Below are 19,156 nucleotides of genomic sequence, written 5' to 3'. Positions count from 1 at the left end.
CCCGCCACCGCCTCGGGACCTCCGTGGTCCCGAGGCACCGCCAGGACCGAGGCACCACCGTGGTCCCGAGGTGCCGCTGTGCGCAACTAGGTAGTTGTGCCATCTAGGTAGCGCCACTAGGGTTCGGCGGGTGGATCCCGATCGTCGTGGGCAGTGGCTGCGAGGTGTGCTCGACCTCTGCGTGCTGGCCCTGCTGCGCGAGGGCGAGTCCTACGGCTACCAGCTCGCCCAGTCGCTCGACGCCGCGGGCGTCGGACCGATCCAGGGCGGCACGCTCTATCCGGTGCTGCTGCGATTGCAGCGCACCGGTCTGGTCACCGCGCAGTGGCGGGAGGGCGGGTCGGGTCCGGCCCGCAAGTACTACCAGCTCACCGACGACGGGCGGGCGGCGCTGCACAATGGCGGTAACGCCTGGCTGACGTTCGTGGCGCCGGTGACCGACATCGTCTCGAAGGGGGTCGAGGGGTGAACGTCGACGACTGGCTGCGGGGGTTCGCGGCCGAGTTGCACAGGCGGCGGGTGGCGACCGACGCCGCCCGGCACGTGGTCGCCGAGGCCGCCACACACCTGCGCGAGGGCGGCGGTGACCCGTGGCAGGTCTTCGGCCCGCCGCAGACGTACGCCGCCGCGATCGTGGAGAGCATCGGCACCGCGCCCGGCCCGCGTCCCGGGCCGGTGCGCTTGTCCGCCAAGGGCATCACCAAGCGGTACGGGCGGCATCCGGTGCTGCGGGACGCCTCGCTGACCGTACGCGCCGGGCAGATCGCCGCCGTGGTCGGCGCGAACGGCTGCGGCAAGAGCACCTTCCTGCGGATCTGCGCCGGGTTGATCTCACCGGACAGCGGTGAGGTGACCGTCTCCGGCCGGCTCGGCTACTGCCCCCAGCAGGGCGGCACCGCCGACTTCCTGCTCCCCGACGAGCACTTCGTGCTGGTCGGCGCCGGTCAGGGTGTGGCCCGTGGTCCGGCCCGGCAGGCCGGTCGGGCGGCGGCCCGGAACCTCGGCTGGGACGCCGAGGGCACCGTGCTCGCCCGGCACCTCTCCGGCGGTACGCGCCAGAAGCTGAACCTGACCATGTCCACCCTCGCCCAACCGGACGTGCTGCTGCTCGACGAGCCGTACCAGGGCTTCGACCAGGGCAGTTACGTCAACCTCTGGGACCAGTTGACCCGGCTGCGCGACGAGGGGAAGGCCATCGTGGTGGTGACGCACCTGCTCAACCAACTCGACCGGGTCGACATCGTGCTCGACCTGACCTCCGCCGAGCAGGGAGGTCGGGCGTGAAGCGGCTGTTCACCGTCGCCGAGATGACGTTGCGGGAACTGGCGCGTCGTCGGGGCGTACTCCTGCTCCTGTTGTTGATGCCGTTGGTCTTCTGGATGATCCGGCGGGACTCGCACGTCGGGCAGTCGATCCGGGCGCTGTTCCTCGGCATCAGTTGGGCGGTCAGCACCGCCGCGCTCTTCGCCACCAGCGCCGCCCGCGAGCTGGAACCCCGGCTCCGGCTCGCCGGTTACCGGCCGCACCATCTGTACCTCGGCCGGATGCTCGGCCTGTGGGCGCTCGGACTGACCGTCGCGGTGCCGTTCTTCCTGCTCACCGTGCTCGACACGACCAACCTGCGGTACGCCGGGATCGCCGTGGCGATGCTCTGCTGCGTGATGGTGGCCGCGCCGTTCGGCATGTTGATCGGCGCGCTGCTGCCCCGCGAACTGGAGGGCACCCTGCTGTTGCTCACCGTGGTGGCGATGCAGATGCTGCTCGACCCGGCCAGTCAGGGCGCGAAGCTCACCCCGTTCTGGTCCAGCCGGGAGATCGCCACCTGGGCGGTGGACCACGCCGACGACGGCTACCTGGCCCGGGGCGTCCTGCACGGGCTGGCGGTGACGCTGCTGCTGACCGTGACCGTGGCAGGGGTGTTCAGTGTCCGGCTGCGCCGCCGCCGGCACCTGCACCACGTACCCATCACCTGAGAGTCACCACGGGGTCCGCGACCGGTCGCGGACCCCCGCGCAGGCTCTAGCATCACCTGGTGCGTCTCAGATCCCTCGCTCCCGTGGTCGCGCTCGGTGTCGCCGTCGGTCTGACCGGCTGCGGCGGCCCGTCCGTACCCCGCGTCGACCCGCGCAGCGTCCAGCAGCCGGCCGGCGGCGATCCCGCCGAGCCGACCTCCGAGGCACCGCCCGGACAGCACCAGAGCGCCGAGACCAGCCCGTCCGGCAACGCCGCGCTCGGCACCCCCGCCGCCGGTGCCGACCCGACCCGGTCGGCCGACAACCCGGGCGTACGCGACAGCGCGCCCCCGGCCGACGCGGCCCCCGTGCCCGCCGTGGCCCAGGCCGTCGACACCTCGAACCCGACCCGCACCATCGGTGACGGCACCCCGGCCAGTTGCACCTCGGCAGCGGTGGTGCGGGCGGTCGCGGCCGGCGGGATCATCACCTTCGACTGCGGCCCCGACCCGGTGACCATCACGATGGCGGCGACCGCGAAGGTCCGCAACGCCAACGGCCCGAAGGTGGTGCTGGACGGCGGCGGCAAGATCACGCTCAGCGGGCAGGGCAAGCGCCGCATCCTCTACATGAACACCTGCGACCCGCTCCAGGGCTGGACCACCGCGCGCTGCCAGAACCAGGACCACCCGCAGCTCACCGTGCAGAACCTGACCTTCGCCGACGGCGACGCCACCGGCCAGCGCGTCGACGGTGGCGGCGGTGGCGCGATCTTCGTGCGCGGCGGGCGGCTCAAGGTGGTCGACTCGCACTTCGTCGGCAACCGCTGCGACCGCACCGGCCCCGACGTGGGCGGCGCCGCCATCCGGGTGCTCGACCAGCACGACGGCCAACCGGTGTACGTGGTCGACAGCACCTTCACCGGCGGCACCTGCGCCAACGGCGGCGCACTGAGCAGCATCGGCGTCTCCTGGGTCATCCTGAACAGCGTGCTGCGGGACAACGCGGCCGTCGGCACCGGCGCCAACCCGGCCCGCTCCGGCACTCCCGGCGGCGGCAGCGGCGGCGCGATCTACGCCGACGGAAACGAATTCTCGGTCCGCGTCGCCGGCACCCTGATCGAGGGGAACGACGCCAAGGAGGGCGGCGGGGCGATCTTCTTCGTCAGCAACAACCGCACCGGCACGTTGCGCATCGAGAAGTCGACCCTGCGCCGCAACCCCAGCCACGGCTTCCAGACCCACCCCGGCATCTTCTACCAGGGCGCCGGCTCCGGCCCCACCATCACCGCCTCCACCATCCGCTGAGTCAGTAGGGGTTGCCCTGGCCGGCGGGGCGGGCCTTGAGGAGGGCGGCGGGACGGCCGGGCAGGTCGGGGGCGGCGGAGAGCGGCGGACTGGCCGTGTGGGCGCGCTCCGCCATGCCCGCCACCAACTCCTTGAGCGCGGTGACCGCGTCCACGCGTGGCCGCCAGCCCAGCTCGGTCTCGGCGCGCTCGCTGGACATCAGTGGCGCGCTCAACGCCAGCTCGACCCACCCCGCGTCGACCGGTTGCAGCCGGGCCCGCCAGGTCAGCGCGGCAGCCGTCCGCAGCACCGGGGCGGCCACCGGCACCGTCCAGCCGTGGAAGTGCCGGGCCACCAGCTCCGGCGTCAACACCGGGTCCGCGGCGACGTTGAAGGCGCCGCGCGCGTCACCCAGAATCGCCCGGGCGTACGCGTCGGCCACGTCGTCGGCGTGCACCGCCTGCATCCGCAGCCGGCGGTTGGCCGGCACCAACGGCAGCCGCCCGAACCGGAGCAGCCGCACCGGCACCAGTGGCCCCAGGAAGTAACGGCTGATCTCCGTACCCGCCTCCCGCTGGAAGATCAACCCCGGCCGCAGGCGTACCACCCGAAGCTCCGGACGGGTCCGCTCGACCCCGTCGAGCATCTCCTCCACCACCGCCTTGTCCCGGCTGTACGACGACTCGGCCACCCCGGTCGCCGGCCACCGCTCGCTGATCGGCAGGTTCTTCGGCCCCGGCGCGTACGCCCCCACCGACGACGCGTACACCAGCGCCGGTACGCCCGCCCGCAGCACCGCGTCCACGATATTCCGGCTGCCACCCACATTGGTACGCCGCAACACCTGCTGGTCGTGGCTGGGCTGGATCTGCCAGGCCAGGTGCACCACCGCGTCCGCCCCGGAGAACACCTCGGTCAACTCGTCAACGGCACCGGCCCGCCCGATGTCGCACGAGTGCCACCGCACCCCCGCGTACGGCTCACCGGCCCCCGCGTGCGGCAGCCGCCGCGCCACCCCGACGATCTCCACACCGCGCTCACGCCACAACCGGCGCAGCAGTGCCGTACCCATGTTGCCGCTCGCGCCCACCACCACGATCCGCATGTCCGGTCCGTACCCGGTCAGTCGCTTTCCACGCGTCCACCTGGCTCCCGACCGGCGGCGCTCCCGTGCGCGGCCCCGGCGGTCGCGGCCCCACCCGGCCGACGTCCCGCGTGCGCGGGGTCCGCTACCGGGCCAGCAGCGCGCCGATCATGCTGGCGAAGGCCCCGACCGAACTGCCCGTCCGAACCAGGTTCCAGCGCACCCACGGCACCTCGAACCGACGCCGGATCGCCGCCAGGTCGGTGATCCCGTCGACCGACCCGGCGGCGTCCAACTGATCATTGAGCGGCACGTTGCACCGCGCCGTTACACCGAGCGTCACCAGATGCAGGACCAGCGCGGCGACCAGCCACCACAGCACCGCACCGCCGTCACCGAAGTACCCGACGACCGCCACCGCCACCAGCACCGGCCCACCCAGGAACACCGAGATGAACCAGCCGTTGACGATCTTCCGGTTGATCGACTGCATGGTGCCGACCAGCGTCCGATCGTCGGTCGCCGCCAACCCCGGCATGACCGAGCAGGCGTACGCGAAGAACAACCCCGCCACCAGCCCCGTGGCCGCCACACCCCCGGCCAGCACCACGACCCGTACGCCTTCCGGCACGCTCGCCTCCCCCTGTCGAACCGATGCCCGAGCCGATCCTGCCAACCCGGCACCACCCGGCCACCGGGCAGTCATCGACGGCTGCTCGACAGCCGCGAGCCCGATCCGCGCAGTGTCCGGTAACCTGAGCGCGCGGGCCGCTAGCTCAATGGCAGAGCTGTGGACTTTTAATCCATAGGTTCAGGGTTCGAGTCCCTGGCGGCCCACCACACACCCCCCATGAACTGCGGTAACGTCAAGCAAAGATCATCGGGCACAACGAGGGCACAACTCAGCTCCGATCTTGGTCGGTGGAAACTTCCCGCCGCAGTAGCCGCCTCATCGGTCAGTGCGCTGCCGAGCCGCTTGAGCGCGTCGCAGGTGGCCGCCGAGGACACCACCGTGTAGATCTTCCATGACGAAGCCGAACTGGCACTGTTAGTTCACGTCGCGCCTGCCGGGTTCGGGCGGATTTCACGTGGCTTGTTGCGGCTTGGTCGCCGGTATCGATCGGGCAGCGGAGCGCTGACAGGCGCTACTCGTCGGAGACGTCGCCCGCAGTGGACTCCCGAAGGACGTTCCCGACTAGCGCGTGCACGTCGATTGAGTTAGGAGCTGGCCGGGATCGACCTTCTGCGAAGGCCAGCCGCGCGGCTGCCAGGTCAGCGAGACGGACGGCTTGGATTACGATGACGCGCCGCAGACCAGGCGAGACCTCGCCACGCTCGTGAGCAACGGCCGACACCCTAGCCAAGGTCTCGGCACGACGAGCGATGCGGACGTCCGGGTGCTCGCGGTCTTCTCGAAGGTCTTCGGGGATCAAGTTGAAGCGATACGAGGGCGGTAGCTCGACGAGTTCGGAGGTCGGGGGGATCTTTTCGTTCAAGATTGCCCGGTACTTCGACTGGTCGATCGCTCGGCGATATACCGAGTACTCGATCGCGTTCAGCTTCGCCTGCTTGTCGGGGTCGTTGCCCAAGTGCTCGGTTGGCCAGAACTCCAACTCTGCGACCTCGAAGGGGTCGAGAATCCGATACGCCAGCGTATCGCTTCGCTGGCCGGTCAAGTGCCGGCCGATGCGATCTCTGAACTTCAACCACGTCTGCCCGACGTAGATCGGCTCGGCATCGTAATCGTAGAAGGCGTAGACGCCGATGCAGTTGCCGAGCGCCTTGCCGCTCGCGGTGTCCACAGACCCCATCGCGTCCTTCAGTAACCGTCTGAAGCCCTGGACGAACTCAGTCGGCAGCGAGGCCTTCGACGGCGGGTTGTGATCCGGCTCGTTGTATGACGCGACGCCACGACTAGCCACTGGGCACCCCTCTACCTCTTCTGTCACCATGATCGGGAGCAGGAGTCTAAAGGCTAGGCTTGCTGATAGTGAGGGTCGGGCACGGTACGGCGAGCCTGCGGAGCCGCATCTTGGCAGCGGAAGCCCAGGTAGGAGCTATGGGCCGTAGCCGAGTGTCGGCAATCCGACCTGGCCTAACGCCTCGTGTGCCTCGCACAGATTCGCCATCGGGCACCGCTGGCAAAGGTGATCGATGACGCCTACGTGCTTACCTCTTGATTTAGTGCAGCATGGATGGCTCCCGCCGCTTCGTTCGCGGGCTCGTGTTCCCAGACCCGGAATATGGTCCAGCCCGCAGCGCGCAGCATCTCATCAACTGCCAAGTCACGCTTTCGGTTGCGATCAATCTTCTGGTGCCAATATCCACTCGGATCGGACGGCATCCGGCAATGGATCGGGCATCCGTGCCAGAAGCAACCGTCTACAAAAACTGCCACTTTGCGTCGCGTGAAGACGATATCTGGCCGGACCGCGCGTTCTAGAAGTGAGATTCGATAGCCGACTCGGTAACGAAGCCCTCGGCGGAAGAGTTCTTGCCGGAGGGCTAGCTCAGGCTTTGTATTAGCGCTCCTATTTGACCTCATAGCGCGCGAAGCTGATGACGGTGGTGGCGTGGGAGGCATTGTCATCGTTTTTCTTTTAAGTGAGCTAGCGTCACTCCACACAGGTCGGACGCAGGATCGGCAGAAGGTAATTGTTGCCAATCCACTCAATAACGTCAACCACGACAGCGTCACCAAAACCGAAGAGTTGCTGATTCGGCGTTCCGGCAAGGAGTTTATACTCATGGGCACCCATGAGATTGGCGTACTCCCGTGGAGTCATCCACCGAATCGATATTTGACCTTTGCCCAGTTGGACTAGCGCCTGCTTGCTTGATCCACCTCCGGTGGTCCGGAGGCACCCCGCGATGCCGTCCTTACGCAGTTCCCACATCGCCACCCCCCGCCTAGTGCGGCGGTAGGCAGTTCGATAACTGGTCGCATCCCCCGCGAGAAGAGTCTCGAATCGGGCTCTCTGAACGTCGCTAAGAGACCTGACGAAAGCGTCCACTCGATCCTCACCCCACCAAAGGCTCGCTGCGACATCCACCTCAACGAAGCCATCCAGGTCCTGCGGCCCCTCGGGCAAGGGCGGGAGGTCCATGTAGTGCATATCTAACGCCTGACGGTGCTTGCCGTGAATGGCCTGTACCCAGGCGGGACGCGAGTCGGTGACCGCCGGAAGTCCTTTCCTTACTCGACTCGGCAGCATGTTTTTCTGAATGCCGACAATAAACATCCTCGGTCGAGACTGCGGCACGAAGTGCCGGGCGTCGATCGCAATCACGTCCAGTGAATAGTCGAGCTTCGATAAGCTTTCCAATGCGGCCGCGAGGTCCGCGCCGCCACGACTGGTAGCAAACCCATAGACATTTTCAAGGAGAATCACCGGCGGCCGGGGCGACAAACCCTTCATGACCTTTGTAAACTCCCAGAACATCCCCGACTGCTCACCAGACAGGCCACGCCTATTGCCAGCCAGCGAGAGGTCAATGCACGGGAAGCTGCTCGTTGCCAGTTCGATCCCCGCTGGCAGGTCCGAAGCCTCAACCTCGCGTATATCACGAACGACGAAGTGCTCTTCGGCATCTGGAAAGTTGGCGGCATAGGCATCGCGCTTGGCCTGCTTAATGTCGTTTGCCCACACCACTTGCACCTGAGCGCCTTTCACCCGCTCAAGGGCGGTTCGGACGAGACCGATCCCGGCAAAGAACTCCGCTGCCCGGATGGGCGCGCTCTCCATGCTTCCCTCCTCGCCCATCACTACTGCAGCCTATCGGCACCCTGGCCGCAGTCCTCAGGTGTGACACTCATCTGTGATCTTTCGATCACCAGTTCGACCAGACGTAATCATACGACTGCTCACGGCTTACGTGTGGTACCACGATTTGCCGTAGGTTGCGACCTCTTGGTGGGTCCCGCTGGGAGACGAGACGGCAAACGAGGCGGTCAGACAGTGCAGGTGCCCGAGCGGTGCAGAGTTTTTGTAGGAGGTTTCAGGCCGCGATGCAGGACCAGCCCCGATACCGGGGCCTGGCAAGCACCTACTCGTCGGCGGAGGTTCCCACAAACTGACACCGGGCAACCCTCCTGGGGTACGCAGAGTTTCTCGGTGCTAACAGCGGAGACAGACCCGGCTGGGGCACCTGCCAGAGCTTTGGCGTCCTCGTCCTCGGCTCGATGCGGGTACCGTCCGGAGCGGTGGCTCGTCGGACGGTCGGCTGGTTCGGGCTTAGTCGGTTCTCGTGGGAGGCTGCCATGCTCACGACGATTGGTGATCACCTGATACAGCGCTTCGCCAAACGTTCGCGGACCTTGAGCAGGGCGACACGACCGAGCGAGAGTTGACCGACCGTTACGCCGCGCTACTCCCATAGTCAAGCGACACTATGGCCTGTTCACACGCGCTAACGGCAGAGGGCGTCGATCTGCGTGTCGAAGTCGGGGAACTCCGCCCGCGCCGCCGCGACCACCTCGTCCGCCGATCGACGGCGATCCGGCGCGAAGCGCTGTGCTATCTCGGTGAGGCGCGCGTCCGGCTGCGGCTCGTGCTCGTGCTCCGGGTACTGCGCCGCCTCCCACGGACCGAATCCGTCCGCCAGCAGCCACAGGTAGCTCCCCAGGTCCGGCGCCACGACCCCGGTCTCGCCCTCCGATCCGAGGAACACCACCGGCTGTCGTTCGATCGGCTCACCGGCGCGGACCAGCCAGAACGCGGCGTAGCCACCGGTGCCGTCCTGCCCGAAGACGCGGTACTCGGCCCCGTCCAGCTCGGGGTTGCCGGTCCAGGAGCGCCACCAGTCGGCGGTCTCGTCCGGGTCCAGGAACTGCGGGTACGGCTCGAAGTCGACGCCGGCTCCGTCGCGGTAGTCGAATTCCCCCGCGTGCGCTTCGGCCAGCGCTGCGGGCAGGCTACGACGGCTCTCTTCCACGGCAGCACCCTAACCACGACGACCGACATCCTCTCGGCCCGTCCGTGCCGTCCCGCGCCACGCGGAGAGCCGGCTAACCAGCGGCAACGGGGCACCACCAAGATCGGCTTCTTGCTATGCTGCCGCCCTCAGATGCGTGGGGACACCGGGCAGCACGTCTGCCGATCCGATGGTGTCCTTTCTCCGCACCACTTTTCTTGTGGTTTCCGAGGAGGAGACGGTGGCCCTGACCGGGCAACTGCCGGCCGTGCGTACGGCGCGGATCTCGACTGTTCTGACCTTGACGATGTGCCTCGTCGGCACGCTCGCCGCAGTGCCCGGCACGGCGATCGCCGCCTCCCCCGAGCCGACTGCGGAGTTGGTGCTGCCCGCCGAGGCGCGGGCCATCCCGCGCGCCACCCGGATCCTCAACGCCGGCGACACCGGATTCCTGTGGGCACAGGAGGGTGACGACCGTCTGTTGTGGACGGTGTACGCAAACGGCACGACCACCGCGCTCGACCAGCGGCTGCCCGCACCGGTGCAGTACGACTTCCGAGGCTGGTGGCCGTCGGCCCCCTCGTTCCACCCTGGTTGGTACGGGGCGGGTTCGGACACGGTGGCCGTCTATTCGGCCGAGCCGTCGCCACGGGTGACGCTGCTGCGGGGTGCCTCGAACGGCCGCACGGTGACGTTGCCCGAGGGACGGTCCTACCAGGGCACCTTCGGTGACACCATTCTGACCCGCACCGACGACCTGGCGTACCACCTGCTCCGGGACGGCGTCGAGAGGCCGGTCTCCGGCTTTCCCGATGGTGTGACGGAGGCTGCGGTCGAGGACGCCGACGCCCGTTCCGTCATCGTTCGCTACCGGCTCGCCGATCCGGTCGACGAGTGGCGCAAGTGGGGCCTGATCGACGTCGCCAGCGGTGTCTTCACCCGGCTTCCGGACCGGCTCGACCCGTTCGACGCTTGGGAGGTGAGCGGCTTCCGGCTCGCCACCGAGTCGATCCTGAGGCTGCGCAGCGGGCGTTCCCTACTGGACGTCCTGGACCGGGAGGACTTCTCGGCACCGACCCACACGGTCACCACGGGCCACCTCAACTACCAGGCCGCGCACGGGCTGGTCGGTGCGAGCCTGCTCTCGGTCGATCCGATCGCCACGGGCAACAACATCTATCGTGGGCAGCGGCTCTGGGCCGAGCGCGTCGACGGAACGCGACGCCCGGCCACGGTCATGAACCCGGCCGCGCACCAGATCGTCCAGGCACCGGACGGGTCCGCCCTGGTGGCGGGTGCGCGGGAGTACGTCGAGGAGGGCGACCTGGACTGGGGGATCTGGCGGATCTCGCCGACCCCGGACGGCTCGGTCACCCGGCACCGGATCACGTCGGTGCAGCCGGTGCCGGCGCAGATCCACGGGCTCGCGCTCGGCAGCGGCATCCTCAGCACGGCCGACAACAGCACCATCTACAGTCCCAGCGACTTCCTCGGCACCTACCGCAGCACCTGGTTGACCACGCCGACCGGCGGGGGCGTACCGGCCGTCGAGCGCGCCACCCGGGACGCGCTGGTCGGTGGCCGCGACGGCTCCTGCGGCACGTCCGACAACCCCCGCTGCATCACGATGTTCGCCGACGGCACCGGCCATCACGGTCGCGCCAATGCGACCTACCGCGACGTGACGATGTTGTACGCGAACGGGTCCGCCGCGTCGGGCCCGAGCATCGAGACGAAGCACTTCGCCCCGAGGCTCATCGACCTCTCCGGTCGGTACGCGGTGATCGACGGTGGCACGTACAGCACCCAGTACATCGGCGAGTTCCGGCCCGGGGCGGCGGGTGTCGTGCTCCAGAACCGGTCATTCGTCGGGGCCGCCGTCTGGGGTTCGACGCTGTGGAGCGGCTCGGCCGCCTCCGGTGTGGTGACCGCCACCCAGCTTCCCACCGGCACCGTCCTGGAGAGTTTCACCACCAGCAACGGATGCTCGGCCACCCGGCTGCAGGCCGTGGGGCGCTGGGTGTACTGGGCGTGCGTGGACTACACGTACAGCGAGCGGGGCTCGGGTGTCTGGGACCGGGTGGCCAAGCGCCACCTGCCCGCCCCGGCACGTGACGTGCTGCTCGGCGACGGCTACCTGGTCGAGCAGGTGAACGGCGGGCTCCGGCTGGTCGACCTGAACGGCCAGCGCCCGGCCCGGACGCTGGTGGACGCGGACGACCTCGGTCCGGGTGCCGCACCGCGTACCGCCTGGACCGTGGACCGGTTCGGCGGCGCGGTCGCGTACGCCGACCGGCGGCAGCAGGTCCACATCGTGCCGACCGGCATCCCGGCATCGGCGTTGAGCGTGATCGACTCGACCGTGTCCGACGAGACCGATGCCTGGTCCGGTCAGTGGTGGCTGTCGAAGCCCGCCGCCTCCTGGCAGTTCGTCGTCCGTGACGCGGCGGGCACCGCCCTGCGTACGCTGTCCGGCTCGTCGGTCCGGGGCCTGCTGCGGGTGGCCTGGGACGGCCGGGACTCCGCCGGTAGGCCGCTGGCCGACGGTGCCTTCGCGTGGACGTTGACCGCCCAGCCCGCTGACGGCGTGGGTCCCGCCCTGACCGTCGCCGGCCCACGACTCGCCCCGCCGCCGCCCCCGCCGCCTCCGGCTCCCGCACCGCCGACGGCGACGAAGAAGCCGTCGATCTCGGGCACCCTCGCGGTCGGCTCGACGGTGAAGGCGGCACCCGGCACGTGGAGCCCGGCCCCCACCTCGTACGCCTATCAGTGGTCGGCCAACGGCACCGCGATCAAGAGCGCGACCGGTGCGTCCCTGAAGGTCACGCCGTCGGTGGTGGGCAAGCGGCTCACCGTCACGGTGACCGCGAGGCGTACCGGCCATCCGTCCGGTGTGGCCACCTCACCCGCATCGGCCGTGGTCGCCAAGGGTAAGGCGTCGAAGGCGACGAAGAAGCCGTCGGTCAGCGGTACCCCGAAGGTGGGCCGGACGGTGAAGGCACTGGTCGGCACCTGGTCGCCGAAGGTCGACTCCTACCGTTACGAGTGGCGGCTCAACGGCAAAGTGATCAAGGGCGCGACGGGGAAGACGCTGAAGCTCAAGTCCTCGATGCGCAACAAGAAGCTGACCGTCGTGGTGATCGCCCGCAAGGCGGGGTACGTGGACGGCAGGTCGACCAGCAAGGCGGTGACCGTACGCCGCTGAACCAGTGGCTCCCGCGCCCTAGGTAGCGGGGTCGGCCGAGCCGACCCACCCTGACCGGCCGGGCATACCCGATCGGGTATGCCCGGCCGGGCGCTCTTTCCGCCGCCCGGCGGTGTCTTATCGAAACTCTCTCACCTCCGCAGACTCGTCTTCGATGAGACAAGCGGGGGAGAGAGGGGCGGTATCGGTGAGCAGAGCCGTGGCCACGGAAGACATCACGCAGCTACCCGAGCTGCCCCTGAAGCGTCAGTGCCCGTACCAGCCGCCGGAGGAATACCGGGAGCTGCGGGAGCGCGGGACGGTCACCCGGGCGCGGCTGTTCGACGGCCGTCCGGTCTGGGTCGTCACCGGGTACGCGGCGACCCGGGCGATCCTGGCCAGCCCGGACACCAGTGTGGACGTCCGGCAGCCGGCCATGCCGGTGCCGGTGCCCGGCATGGCGGGGCTGCGGCAGAGCGGTTCGGCGACCATCGAGGCGTTGCTGCGGACCGATCCGCCGGCGCACTCGCGGCAGCGGCGGGCGGTGCTGCCCAGCCTGACCTACAAGCGGATCAGCGCCTGGGAACCGGAGATCGTCCGGTACACCGACGCCTACCTGGACCGGATGCTGGCCGAGTCGCCGCCGGTGGACCTGCTCGACGTGTTCGCCAAGCCGCTGGTCGCGGAGGTCCTGGGTCGGCTGCTCGGGGTGCCGGAGGCGGACGTCGCGCACTTCCAGACGGTGACCTACAAGCGGTTCAATCCGGTCCGGTCGATGACCGGCTACCTGACCCACCTGCTCACCGAGGGTCGGGACACGCTGCGGGACGGCCAGTTGCGGGATCTGGTCGAGCGGATCGACGAGGGCGAGCTGACCGTCGAGGAGGCGACCGGCCTCGGCATCGCCATCGTGCTCGCCGGACAGGACATCACCGTCAACACGCTGGGCATGAGCGTGCTCACTCTGCTCACCGAGCGTACCCAGCTCGACCTGTTGCGGGCCGAGCCGGAGCGGTGGCCGGACGCGGTCGAGGAGCTGCTGCGGTACCTGTCGCTCACCGGTGCCACGGTCCGCGTCGCCACCGCCGACCTGGAGGTGGACGGCGAGCTGATCCGGGCCGGGGAGGGCATCGTGCTGCTGCTCCCCGGGGCCAACCGGGATGCGGAACGGTTCGCGGACCCCGACGTGCTGGACGTACGGCGGGCGGCACGCGGTCACCTGACCTTCGGCTTCGGCATCCACCAGTGCGTCGGCCAGCACCTGGGACGGCTGGAGCTGCTGATCGCGCTGCGGGCGCTGTTCACCCGGATCCCGGGGCTGCACCTGGCCGTACCGGTCGAGCAGGTCCCGGTCAAGCAGGGCGTGGTGTTCGGGCTCGGCCGGCTGCCGGTGCGGTGGTGACCCGATGACGGTCCTGCTCACCGTCGCGGCGGAGCGCTGTCTCGGCGCCGGGCACTGCGTCCGGCTCGCGCCGGAGGTGTTCGACGAGGACGACCACGGGACGGTCGTGCTGCTGGTGGCCGAGCCGGAGCCGGACCGGGTCCCGGCCGTGCGGGAGGCCGCACACCTGTGCCCCAACCGAGCGATCTCGATTCAGACGACTCAGCAGGAGCGTGAACGGTGACCAGCTTCAGTGCCCGGATGGAGGTCAACGTCGCGCAGTTCGGCGAGCGGACCGCGTTCACCTACGTGGCCGACCCGATGCGTGACGACGCCCCGATCAGCTACTCGTACGCCCAGATCCACGACGCGGCCCGCCGGGTCGGCGCGCTGTTCCAGGACCGGCTGGCCGCCGGCGACCGGGCGATGCTGCTCTATCCGCCGGGCCCGCAGTTGGCCCTCGCCGTCCTCGGCTGCCTGTACTCCGGCGTGATCCCGATCGTGGTGCCGGTGCCGGACGGGCAGCAGCACCGCAGCCAGCGGCTCACCGCGATCGTCCGCAACGCGCGGGCCGCCGCCCTGCTCACCGAGGAGCGGGTGGCCGGTGACGTGGCCACCTGGGCGGAGGCGGCCGGGGTGGGCGACCTGCCGCGTCTGGTGACCGACGCGACCGCGCTGCCCGACGTCGGACAGTTCCGTGCCCTGCCCGACGACCCGGACCGGATCGCCTTCCTCCAGTACACCTCCGGGTCCACCAGCCAGCCCCGGGGCGTCGTGGTGACGCACGGCAACCTGGCCGACAACGCCGGGGTCTACCAGCGCATCCTCGGCGCGCCGTCGGACGCCCGGCACGGCGGCTGGCTGCCGATGCACCACGACTTCGGCCTGATCGGGCTCTTCCTCTCCCCGCTGTACGTCGGCAGCACCACCGTGCACATGCCCGCCTCGGTGTTCCTGCGGCACCCGCAGAGCTGGTTGTTCCTGGTGGACCGCTTCGACGTGCAGATCTCCCCGGCACCCAACTTCGCCTACGAGATGTGCCTGAACCGGATCGCCGAGGAGAGGCTCGCCGGCCTGGACCTGTCCCGTTGGCGGGTCGCGGTCAACGGCGCCGAGCCGGTCCAGGCGAGCACGCTGGCCCGCTTCCGCGACCGGTTCGCGCCCTACGGCCTGCGGCCGGAGGCGGTCGGCCCCGGCTATGGGCTGGCCGAGGCGACGCTTGCGGTCTCCTGCGTCGGGCAGTACCGGCTTCCCCGCATCACCCGGGTCGACGCCGCGCACCTAAGCCGGGGGCAGGCCCGACCGGTCGGGCCGGACACCGACGAGGCCACCCGTGACCTGGTCGGCTGCGGCGCGACGTCCGAGATGGACATCCGCATCGTCGACCCGGAGCGCCACGTGCTGCTCCCCGACGGTGAGGTGGGCGAGATCTGGCTGCGCGGACCGAGCGTCGCGCGCGGGTACTGGGAGAACCCCGAGGCCACGGCCGCCGTCTTCGACGCGGAGACCGCCTGTGGCGAGCGCGGTTTCCTGCGCACCGGCGACCTCGGGGTACGCCTCGACGACGAGCTGTACATCTCCGGGCGGATCAAGGAGCTGCTGATCATCCGGGGCCGCAACCTGTATCCGCAGGACCTGGAGGCCGAGGCGCGCACCGTGCATCCCGCGCTGGCGCTCGGTGTCGGAGCCGCGTTCAGCGTGCCGGTGCCCGAGGAGCAGGTGGTCCTGGTGCACGAGGTACGGGCCGGCCGGGCGACGCCGGAGGAGCTGGCCCGGATCTCGGCGGCGGTGCGGCACCGGTTGTCCCGCGAGTTCGGCGTGGAGGCGAGCGTGCTGCTGGTCCGCCCGGGCGGGGTGTCCCGGACCACCAGCGGCAAGATCCAGCGGGTCGCGGTCCGTCGCGCCTTCCAGGAGGGCTCGCTCACCGGCACGTACGCCGACCTCACCCCGGAGGTCCGCTCCCACCTGGACGCCACCGACCGGGATCGTGAGCTGGCCGGGGTGGCCCGATGAGCGCCGTCACCACCATCTCGCCGGGCCTGCTGGACGCCGCCCTGGCCACGGCCGAGCCGTTCCGCCCGGACCGGGTCGCCGAGCTGGACCGGACCGAGACGTTCCCCACCGACGCCGTACGTCTGCTGGACGAGCTGGGGGTTCCCGACTGGTACGTGCCGGCGCGCTTCGGCGGCGCGTCGACCGATCACACGCAGCTCGTCGAGGTGGTCCGGACGATCGCCCGGCACGACCTGACCGCCGCGATCGCGCACGCCAAGACCTACCTGGGCGCGGTCTGCGTCTGGGTGGCCGGTGACCCGGAACGGGCCGAGCGGCTCGGGGCGCGGATCCGGGCCGGTGCGGTGGTCTCCTGGGCGCTGACCGAGCGCGGGCACGGCAGCGACCTGGTGGCCGGCGAGCTGACCGCCACCGAGTGCCCGGACGGGTACCGCCTGGACGGCGAGAAGTGGCCGATCAACAACGCCACCCGGGCCGGGACGGTCTGCGTGCTCGCCCGCACCTCGGCCGACGCCGGGGCACGCGGCCACAGCCTGTTCCTGGTCGACAAGGACCGGCTCGCCCCGGGCAGCTACCGGACGTTGCCGAAGGCGCGTACGCACGGCATCCGGGGCGCGGACATCAGCGGCCTCGCCTTCGACGGTGCGGTGGTGCCGCCCGAGGCGCTGGTCGGGCGGCCCGGTGCGGGCCTGGAGATCGTGCTCAAGGCGCTCCAGTTGACCCGGGTGATGGCGGCCGGGCTCTCGCTCGGCGCCGTCGACCACGCCCGGGAGCTGACCCTGCGGTTCGTGCGGGAGCGGGAGCTCTACGGTCGTCGGCTGATCGAGTTGCCGCACGTGCGGCGCAGCTTCGGGGAGATCTCCGCCGCCGCGCTGGTGGCGGAGTCGGTGGTGCTGTTCGCCGGGCGGGCGGCCGGCGCGCTGACCGGCGAGATGAGCGTCTACTCGGCGGTGGCGAAGGCGCTGGCGCCGACCCTGGTCGACGAGGCGATCGCGCGGTGCGGCGAGCTGCTCGGCGCCCGCGCGTTCCTGACCACCGTGTACGCCGACGGCGCGTTCCAGAAGCTGGAGCGGGACCACCGCATCGTGGGCATCTTCGACGGCAACACCTTCGTCAACCGGCACTCGCTGATCACCCAGTTCCCGCGTCTGGTGGCCGGCTGGCGGCAACGGGTCCGGGACGTCGCCGGGCTGCGGGGCGTCGAGGTCGGCGCAGGGCTGCACGGCGTCGAGGTCGGCGCACCCACCGACCCGGGTCGCCTGGAGCTGTTCTCCCGCACCGGATGCAGCCTGGTGCAGAGCCTGCCCTTCCTGGTGGAGCAGGTCCGCACGACGGCGCCGGAGAGCGTGGTGCGGCTCGCCGCGTACGTCCTGGACTCCGCCGAGCGGCTGCACGACGAGATGGCCGCCCTGCCGCCGCAGGGCGTGACGGCCGGCGTCGAGGCGTTCGACCTGGCCCGACGGTACGAGTGGTGCCTGGCCGCCGCCGCCGTGCTGCACCGGTGGTCCGCCGAGCCGGCCCGGCCGGAACTGGCCGCCACGCTGGCCCTGATCGTCGACCGGATCGGCGGTCACCGGCCCGACCCCGCCGCCTTCGACCGGCTCACCGACGACCTCAAGGAGCTGTCATGACGGCCCCCGCCCGGCTGGACGAGCTGGAACACCTGCTCGGCGACCCGTCCGACGACGGCAACCCGCTCGGCGGCACGGCCGCGCTGGTGGCCGACGAGAAGGACGAGGTGTTCGGCGCCGCCGAGCGCGCCCTCGACGCGTACTGCCTCAACGCCGAGTTCGTGCCACGCCGCCACGGCGGGCGGCTGGCCGGGGCCGACGACCTGATCCAGGTGCTGCGGACGGTGTTCCGGCGGGACCCGTCGCTGGGGCTCGGCTACGGCGTCAGCTCGTTCATCTCGTCGGTCAACGTCTGGGCCGCCGGCTCACCGACGCAGACCCGATGGGTGGCCGACACGCTGCTCTCCAACCAGAAGATCGCCTCGGCCTACCACGAACTGGCGCACGGCAACGACTTCTCCCGCGCCGAGTTCGCGGCCCGGCCGGGCACGACCGGCGGGTGGCGGCTGACCGGACGCAAGGAGGTGGTCACCAACGTCACGCGGGCACGGGGGCTGGTGCTGCTGGCCCGCACCGACGAGCGGCCGGGCAGCCGCAGCCACTCGCAGATCCTGGTCGACAAGCAGACGCTGCCGGACGGCGTGATGCGTGACCTGGCCCGCTACCCGAGCGTGGGCATGCGCGGCGTGCAGTTGGGCGGCATCGAGTTCACCGACTGCCCGGTGGACGACGAGGCGGTGGTGGGTCGGCCCGGTCAGGGCATCGAGACCGCGCTGCGCTCGTTCCAGCTCACCCGCACCGCGATCCCCAGCATGCTCGCCGGTGTCCTCGACTCGGGTCTGCGGTCGACCATGGACTTCGCCGCCGACCGGCGTCTCTACGGCCACCGCGTCGCCGACCAGCCCGAGGTCCGGCGGCTGCTCGTCGACGCGTACCTGGATCTGCTGATCTGCGACAGCCTCGGCCTGGTCGCGGCCCGCGCGCTGCACCTGCTGCCCGGCCAGACCAGCATGTACGCCTCCGCCGTGAAGTACCTGGTGGGCAAGCGGCTGATGGACGCGATGCACCAGCTCTCCCTGGTGCTCGGGGCGCACTTCTACCTGCGCGAGGGCCGGTACGCGATCTTCCAGAAGCTGCTGCGCGACCTGGCCCCGGCCGGGTTCGGGCACGCCGCCCGTGTCGCCTGCCTGGGCACCATGCTTCCCCAGGTGCCGCTGCTGGCGCGGCGCGGCTGGGTGCATCCGGAGCCGGCCGACCCGGCGCTGTTCCGGATCGGCGAGGAACTGCCCGAGCTGCCGTTCGCGCGGCTAAGGGTCTCCGCCGGCGGGCTGGACGGCCTGGCCGGATCGCTGGGCGCGGCCGTGGACCGGCTCACCGGCGACGAGCCGGAGCAGCAGCGACTCCGCCGGCTGGCCGGGCAGTTCACGGCCGAACTCGGCGACCTCGCCGAGGCGGGGGCCGCGCTGCACCCCTCCGACCTGGGCGTGGACGCCCGCGTCGAGGTGCTCGACCTGCCCGCCCGGTACGCCACCGTGCTCGCCGCCTCGGCCTGCCTGAACGTCTGGCTGGCCCGGGACGACGACCCGGCCTGGGTCACCGGGGCACTGGACCGGCTGGCCCGCAGCCTCGGCCGTCCGGGCGACGACCGCGCCGGCGACCACCGCGAGCCGCTCTATCAGGAACTGGCCGCCCGGCACGCGGAGCGACGCAGCTTCGACCTGTCCCGCCGACCGCTGCCGGGATGACCCGGAGGCCAGTCCGCACCGCCAAC

Annotated in this window: 16 protein-coding genes and 1 tRNA gene; 11 read left to right on the top strand and 6 right to left on the bottom strand. The window is 70.3% G+C overall.

The genetic code is table 11. From position 1 onward, the window contains the following. The first annotated feature begins 130 nt into the window (after positions 1-130). Genes HUT12_RS02045 through HUT12_RS02030 form a run of 4 tightly spaced genes read left to right on the top strand, consistent with a single transcriptional unit; the run spans position 131 to position 3,259 of the window. Positions 131-469 carry a PadR family transcriptional regulator gene (locus HUT12_RS02045; protein WP_131056968.1) on the top strand — a complete coding sequence of 113 codons (339 nt, stop codon included), beginning with the start codon at positions 131-133 and terminating at the stop codon, positions 467-469. Then, entirely contained in the window at positions 466-1,284 is an 819-nt protein-coding gene (locus tag HUT12_RS02040) for an ATP-binding cassette domain-containing protein (protein WP_131056970.1), read from the top strand. Before HUT12_RS02045 ends, HUT12_RS02040 begins: the two co-directional genes overlap by 4 nt. Continuing rightward, positions 1,281-1,973: an ABC transporter permease gene (locus tag HUT12_RS02035; protein WP_131056972.1), complete on the top strand. Its 693-nt coding sequence runs from the start codon at positions 1,281-1,283 to the stop codon at positions 1,971-1,973. Before HUT12_RS02040 ends, HUT12_RS02035 begins: the two co-directional genes overlap by 4 nt. 59 nt (positions 1,974-2,032) lie before the next feature. After that, on the top strand, positions 2,033-3,259 hold the full coding sequence (locus tag HUT12_RS02030; protein WP_254876697.1) for a hypothetical protein: 1,227 nt from the start codon (positions 2,033-2,035) through the stop codon (positions 3,257-3,259). 1 nt (position 3,260) lies between these two features. Here HUT12_RS02030 and HUT12_RS02025 read toward each other — a convergent pair whose 3' ends face one another. Beyond that, positions 3,261-4,343 (bottom strand): NAD-dependent epimerase/dehydratase family protein, encoded by a 1,083-nt coding sequence (locus HUT12_RS02025; protein WP_176092298.1) that lies wholly within the window; start codon positions 4,341-4,343, stop codon positions 3,261-3,263. A 124-nt stretch (positions 4,344-4,467) separates the two neighbouring features. After that, positions 4,468-4,953, bottom strand: coding sequence for a DUF1772 domain-containing protein (locus tag HUT12_RS02020; RefSeq protein WP_131051884.1), 486 nt, complete (start codon positions 4,951-4,953; stop codon positions 4,468-4,470). Positions 4,954-5,087: 134 nt separating this feature from the next. Here HUT12_RS02020 and HUT12_RS02015 point away from each other — a divergent pair. Next, positions 5,088-5,162: transfer RNA gene (locus HUT12_RS02015), tRNA-Lys, on the top strand. Between the two features lie 305 nt (positions 5,163-5,467). Here the strand turns inward: HUT12_RS02015 and HUT12_RS02010 are convergent. The 4 genes from HUT12_RS02010 to HUT12_RS01995 all read right to left on the bottom strand — a co-directional run bounded on the left by HUT12_RS02010 (position 5,468) and on the right by HUT12_RS01995 (position 9,257). Next, positions 5,468-6,274, bottom strand: a complete 807-nt coding sequence (locus HUT12_RS02010; protein ID WP_176092297.1) for a GIY-YIG nuclease family protein — start codon at positions 6,272-6,274, stop codon at positions 5,468-5,470. A gap of 209 nt (positions 6,275-6,483) precedes the next feature. Then, positions 6,484-6,906, bottom strand: a complete 423-nt coding sequence (locus HUT12_RS02005; protein WP_176095613.1) for a very short patch repair endonuclease — start codon at positions 6,904-6,906, stop codon at positions 6,484-6,486. A 31-nt stretch (positions 6,907-6,937) separates the two neighbouring features. After that, on the bottom strand, positions 6,938-8,068 hold the full coding sequence (locus tag HUT12_RS02000) for a DNA (cytosine-5-)-methyltransferase (RefSeq protein WP_254876695.1): 1,131 nt from the start codon (positions 8,066-8,068) through the stop codon (positions 6,938-6,940). Positions 8,069-8,732: 664 nt separating this feature from the next. Continuing rightward, positions 8,733-9,257: an SMI1/KNR4 family protein gene (locus HUT12_RS01995; protein ID WP_176092296.1), complete on the bottom strand. Its 525-nt coding sequence runs from the start codon at positions 9,255-9,257 to the stop codon at positions 8,733-8,735. Between the two features lie 169 nt (positions 9,258-9,426). On the opposite strand from HUT12_RS01995, the gene HUT12_RS01990 reads away from it, so the two are divergent. The 6 genes from HUT12_RS01990 to HUT12_RS01965 all read left to right on the top strand — a co-directional run bounded on the left by HUT12_RS01990 (position 9,427) and on the right by HUT12_RS01965 (position 19,130). Next, the gene (locus HUT12_RS01990; RefSeq protein WP_176092295.1) at positions 9,427-12,441 is read left to right on the top strand and encodes a FlgD immunoglobulin-like domain containing protein; all 3,015 of its coding nucleotides are present in this window, start codon (positions 9,427-9,429) and stop codon (positions 12,439-12,441) included. Positions 12,442-12,628: 187 nt separating this feature from the next. Then, complete coding sequence (locus HUT12_RS01985; protein ID WP_176092294.1) at positions 12,629-13,822, top strand: cytochrome P450; 1,194 nt, start codon at positions 12,629-12,631, stop codon at positions 13,820-13,822. A 4-nt stretch (positions 13,823-13,826) separates the two neighbouring features. Beyond that, positions 13,827-14,045: a ferredoxin gene (locus HUT12_RS01980; protein WP_176092293.1), complete on the top strand. Its 219-nt coding sequence runs from the start codon at positions 13,827-13,829 to the stop codon at positions 14,043-14,045. After that, entirely contained in the window at positions 14,042-15,814 is a 1,773-nt protein-coding gene (locus HUT12_RS01975) for a fatty acyl-AMP ligase (protein ID WP_176092292.1), read from the top strand. Before HUT12_RS01980 ends, HUT12_RS01975 begins: the two co-directional genes overlap by 4 nt. Then, positions 15,811-17,445, top strand: coding sequence for an acyl-CoA dehydrogenase family protein (locus tag HUT12_RS01970; RefSeq protein WP_176092291.1), 1,635 nt, complete (start codon positions 15,811-15,813; stop codon positions 17,443-17,445). Before HUT12_RS01975 ends, HUT12_RS01970 begins: the two co-directional genes overlap by 4 nt. Further along, the gene (locus tag HUT12_RS01965) at positions 17,442-19,130 is read left to right on the top strand and encodes an acyl-CoA dehydrogenase (protein WP_176092290.1); all 1,689 of its coding nucleotides are present in this window, start codon (positions 17,442-17,444) and stop codon (positions 19,128-19,130) included. Before HUT12_RS01970 ends, HUT12_RS01965 begins: the two co-directional genes overlap by 4 nt. The last annotated feature ends 26 nt before the right edge of the window (positions 19,131-19,156 follow it).

Origin of the sequence: Verrucosispora sp. NA02020 (assembly GCF_013364215.1) — a bacterium.
GTDB lineage: Bacteria > Actinomycetota > Actinomycetes > Mycobacteriales > Micromonosporaceae > Micromonospora.
The sequence above is the reverse complement of the archived record's forward strand: the minus strand, read 5'-3'. Positions and strand labels throughout refer to the sequence as shown.